The sequence below is a fragment of the Arthrobacter sp. 05L44 genome (genome assembly GCF_056397605.1).
Genome location: NZ_JBFTNS010000013.1, coordinates 1 through 5,583 on the forward strand (window position 1 = coordinate 1; position 5,583 = coordinate 5,583).

2 protein-coding genes are annotated in these 5,583 nt (G+C 68.0%); both read left to right on the forward strand.

Translation table 11 applies throughout. The annotated features are described in order from the left end of the window. On the forward strand, nt 1–5,193 hold a 5,193-nt coding region (locus AC1DHY_RS15645; RefSeq protein WP_476903894.1), incomplete at its 5' end, for an Ig-like domain-containing protein. A gap of 181 nt (nt 5,194–5,374) precedes the next feature. After that, on the forward strand, nt 5,375–5,583 hold a 209-nt coding region (locus AC1DHY_RS15650), incomplete at its 3' end, for a hypothetical protein (protein WP_476903895.1).

Consider the following 5,583-nt stretch of genomic DNA (forward strand, 5'->3'; position numbering starts at 1 on the left):
GATAAGAACGTCGAGGTCCCGAAGGCGTCTGCGTCGCCGTCGTATGTGTTCCGGGTGAACCGGGATGTGGTGGTGCTTAATGATGTGAATTCGGGGAATGTGTGGTTGGTGAACCAGAACATGCAGCTGGTGAACAACTGGGACGACGTCATCCCGCCCAAACAAACCTCGGATGATGCTGACAAGGACTCCGCAGACGAGGTGCAGCAGACCGTCCTGCCGGACCGCACCAAGCCCAACAGCCCGCCCACCGCCAAACCGGACACCTTCGGCGTGCGCGCCGGGAAAACCACCATCCTCCCGGTCCTGGACAACGACAGCGACCCGGACGGCGACATCCTCACCGTCCGGACCCCGGAGCCGCTCAAGTCCGGGACACTCGCCCCGATCTACGGGGCCACCGGCTTCCAGGTCAGCGTGGGCGCGGACAAGACCGGCTCCGAAACGTTCAAATACACGGTCGACGACGGACGCGGCCTGTCCGCCTCCGCTGACGTCACCCTCAACATCATCCCGCCCGGCGAGAACGCGGCGCCGCGGCAGAAACCCAACCGCAACACCACCCTGGTGGTCCAGTCCGGGAAAGTGGTCAGCCAGAACATCCTCACTGACTGGGCCGACCCCGACGGCGACGACCTTTTTGTTGTCGGCGCGACCAGCAGCGACCCCCGCGACCAGGTGAAAGTCCGGCCGGACGGCCTGCTCAGCTTCCAGGACTCCGGCTCGGAACCCGGCAAAAAGACCGTCACCGTCACGGTGTCCGACGGCCGGGCCAGCGCCGAAGGAAAAGTGACCGTCGAGGTGCGCCCTCCCGGCGCCCTGCCCCCCATCGCGAACGCCGACCACGTTGTGGCCGTCGCCGGGGTCAGCACGGTGATCGCCCCGCTGAAAAACGACTCCGACCCGCAGGCCGGCGCCCTGCGCCTCGCCCAGGTCACCCCGGACGGAAACTCCACCGCCACCATGGGCGCCGACCAGCAGACGTTTACGTTCAACTCCACCGCCGTGGGCGCCCACTATGTGACGTACCTGGTCACCAACGGACCCGCCAGCGCCCAGCAGCTGGTGCGCGTCGACGTCGTCCCCGGCGGCGGCGACGGCGCGCCGGTGGCGGTCCGCGATACCGCGCTGCTGCCCAGCGGCGGCAGCGTCCTGGTGGACGTCCTGGGCAACGACTCCGACCCGTCCGGCGGCGTGCTGGTGGTGCAGTCCGTGACCGCCGCCGACGGGTTGCCGCTCAGCGTGGCCGTCCTGGACCACTCGGTCGTCAGGATCACCGACATCCGCGCGCAGGGCCAGCTCAACGTCAAGTACACGATCTCCAACGGCAAGGCCTCAGCCAGCGGGGAAATTGCCGTCCTGGTGGTCCCTGCCCCTTCCAAGCTGCAGGCGCCCCAGGCCAAACCCGACGAGGCGACCGTACGCGTCGGCGACGTCGTGACCATCCCGGTCCTGGAGAACGACACGGACCCCAACGGCGGCAAACTCACCCTCGAACCCGAACTTGCCCAAAAGCCCGACGCGGCCGACGGCCGCATCTTCACCTCCGGCCAGACGCTGCGCTTCATTGCCGGTGACGTCCCCAAAACGGTGTACGCGATCTACAAGGTCACGAACGCCTCCGGCCAAGCGGACTCGCAGCAGGTCTCCATCCGGATCCGGGCCCGCGACGACCAGCGCAACACCCGCCCCGAACCCAAGAACCTGACCGCCCGCGTGGTGGCCGGGATGACCGTCCGCATCCCCGTCCCGCTGGACGGCGTGGACAGCGACGGCGACTCCGTCCAGCTGACCGGGGTGGACAAGGCCCCCTCAATGGGAACCGCCGTGGTCAAGGACGGGTACCTGGAATTCACCGCCGCCGGCAACGCTGCCGGCACCGACACTTTCAGTTACCGGGTCCGCGACCGGATCGGTGCCGAGAACACGGGCACCGTGATTGTCGGCATCGCGCCGCAGGAAAGCAATAACCAGAAACCCATCGCCGTGGATGACGCCGTGGATGTCCGGCCCGGCCGCAAAATCGCCGTGGACGCACTCGCCAACGACTCGGACCCGGACGGGGACCCGATCAGCCTGGTCCGCAACGGCTTCGAGGCCCGCCCGGAACTCGCCGTCGAGCCCGCCGACGGCGGCAAGGTGCTGCTCACGGCGCCGGCCGCGGCCGGCAACGAGAGCGTCAGCTACAAAATCCAGGACGACAAAAAAGCCCAGGGCAGCGCCGTGATCCGCGTCCGCGTCAGCCCGGACGCGGCCCTGAAGCCGCCGGTGGCCAAGGATGACGTGGTCACCCCCGCGGAGACCCTCGGCAAGTCCGCCGTGGACGTCCCCGTGCTGCGGAACGATTCCGATCCCGACGGCGTCGCCGCGGACCTCAAGATCGGCCTGCCCGACGGCAACCCGAACGCCCGCGTTGCCGGAGACGGGACCGTCCGCGTGGCCCTCACCGCCGGCGACCAGTTGGTCCCGTACACGGTCACCGATGTGGACGGCCAGAGTGCGACGGCGGTTATCTGGGTTCCCGGCCAGGGCGAGCAGCACCCCACGCTGGCCAAGACCGATCCCGTGGAGGTGATGGCCGGCAAGGACATCACCCTGGACCTGGCCGAATATGTCCGGGTCAGGGAAGGCCGCACCCCGCGGATCACCCAGGTGGACAAGGTCAAGGTCCAGGGCGCCGCCCCGGAAAACGTGGTGGCAGGCAGCGGCTCCGCCCTGCGCTACGCCGCGCTCAAAGACTACGTCGGACCCGGGTCGGTGACCTTCGAGGTGACCGACGGGACCGGACCGGATGACCCGGCGGGCCTGAAATCCACGCTGAGCATCATCACCAAGGTCATTCCGGACCCCAACGCCAACCACCCTCCGACCTTCAGCGGCGCCAGCCTCGAGGTGCCGAAAGCGGAGACCGCGAACCTGGAGCTGGGGAACCTGGCCAAGGACGTTGACCAGGGCGACCAGGACAAGCTCAAGTTCGAGCTCGACGGCACACTGCCCGAGGGTTTCAAGGCCACCGTGGACGGGGCCACCCTGAAGGTCACCGCCGACGCCGGAAAGTCCGCCGGGTGGAAGGGCAGCATCCCGCTGAAGGTCACCGACGGGCGTTCGGATCCCGTCAAGGCCACCATCACCGCCACCGTCACGGCCTCCAACCGGCCACTCCCCGTGGCCAACGAAGACGTGGTGGAAAAAGCCAACGCTGGCAAGACGGAGACCGTCAACGTGCTGGCAAACGACTTCAACCCCTTCGCCGACACCCCGCTGAAGATCGTCCAGGCCACCGTGGAGACCGGCACCGCGGCAGGACAGCCGGCAATCGCCGGTGACTCCATCACCGTCACCCCCGCCGCCGGCTTCAAGGGCGTTATGGTGGTCCGCTACACCGTGACGGACAAAACCGGCGACGTCTCCCGGCAGACCGACGGCCGGGTCCGCATCACCGTCCGGGACAAACCCGACGCCCCGTCGGCGCCCACGGCAACTGATGTGCGCAGCCGCACCGCCGTCCTCAAGTGGACGCCGCCGTCGGACAACGGCGCCGCCATCACCAAATACACGGTGCGCTCTGCCAACGGCTTCAGCCAGGACTGCGCCACCACCACGTGCACCCTCAGCGGACTGACCAACAACGTCAAATACGTCTTCACGGTCACCGCCACCAACGAGGTCCACGAGTCCGACCCCTCCCCGGCGTCCAACGAGATCCGGCCGGATGAAAAGCCGTCGCCACCGGAGGCCCCCACGGTCAAGGCCGGCGACAAGAACATGGTGATCGCCTGGCCCGCGGCCAAAACCGAGGGCTCCCCGGTGAAGAACTACAACCTCGAAATTTCCCCACCCCCGGCCAGCGGCGTCGCCGTGAAGAACGGCGTGACCGGCCTGAACTACACCTGGGCCGGACTGACCAACGGCGTCCGTTACAAGGTGCGCGCCCAGGCCGTCAACGAACTCGGCCCCTCGGACTGGGGACAGTACTCCGCGGAGGACAACCCCGCCGGTGTGCCGGCAGCCCCCGGCGCGCCGACGACGTCGGTAGCCTCCGCCGTCGGCTCCTCCAACCAGCTCAAGGTGAACTGGAACGAGCCGAATACCAACGGCGACGCGATCAAGAACTACTACGTCACCATGAGCGGCGGTGGCGGGCCGGACCAGACCCAGACCGTGGCAGGCACGGTACAGACGGCGAACTTCACCGCCAACAACTCCGAGGCGGCCTACACGTTCACCGTGCAGGCCGAAAACAAAGCCGGCAAGGGCGGCGTCAGCGCAGCCTCGGCCCCGCGGCGCGCCACCGGCAAACTCAGCCAGGTCTCCGGCGTCAGCGCGACCCCGGCCAACACCGGCGGTGCCGGCCGGGCCGTCACCATCAACTTCCGCGAGCTCAGCGCCGCGGAACGGAACGGGTCTGCCTACTCCGAGGTCAGCTACACCTACCGCGCCACCACCGGCCAGGGCGGCCCGATCAAACCCGGCCAGACCGTGGGCGGGTTCGCCAACGGCGCAGGGACCACCATCACGGTGACGGCCAACTCCTCCGTCGCACCCAGCTCCGACGCCAGCGCCGGCGCCAATGCGAACCCCTACGGTTCGCCCGGCACCCCGTCCGCGTCCGGCACCAACGGGGCCGAAAACCAGCGGAACCTCACGTTCAACTGGGCCTCACCGGATGCCGGCAGCCACGACATCGCCTACACCCAGATCAAGATCGACAACGGCGGCTGGGAACGGGTGGGCGCGTCCGGAAGCCGGACGGTAAACACCGGCGGCTTCAACGAGCGCCACTCCATCCAGGTCCAGACGGTGAACTCACGCGGCACCGGAGGGCCAACGGCCTCGGCGTTAGCCCAGTCCGGGGCCGAGAAGACACGCTGGACCACCCGGCTCAACAGCGGAATGACCCGCAGCTGCACCGACCTGCCCGGAGCCACCTCCTACGACAACAGCAAGCCTGGTTACTTCACCTGCGACGGGCAGACCGGCACCAACCGGCCCTGGATGGGCGCCGCGGACGTCTTCGACATCATGTGCTGGAAGCCGCACGGCACCTACTACAGCGGGGACGGCCAGTGGTACTACATCATGCGCGGCTCGCCGAACCAGACCCGCTGGATCAACTCCACGCACACCACCCTCGGTGCCCCCGGGGCCAGCGGCGTCCCACTCTGCACCTTCCCGACGGGAGCCACGCCATAGCCGCCACACCAGCGCCCGCGCTACCCGCCCCGAAGGCCGACGGCGGGGAGTCCTCCCCATCGCGCATCCACCCATGGTTGGGTAGGCTGTCGCGGGACACGGCCCCGGATCCCGGGGCTGTCGGGGGCCTCTGCACTGCAATCTCAAAGGAACACCAATCGCTGTGACACGACTTTTCGCCATGCTGGGAGCACGGAAGCCGGGTTCCGCCACACCTCGCCCGCGGACGCGTGCGGGTCGGCGTCGTGTGGTGGTGGGGTCTTTTGTGGTGGCTGGTGTGGTGTTGGTGGCGGGTGCGGTGATTTATCCGGGGTTTAAGACCACTGAGGTGGATTTGAACGATGGTGGTGTGTGGGTGGTGTCGAAGGCGAAGAATGCTGTGGGGCGGTT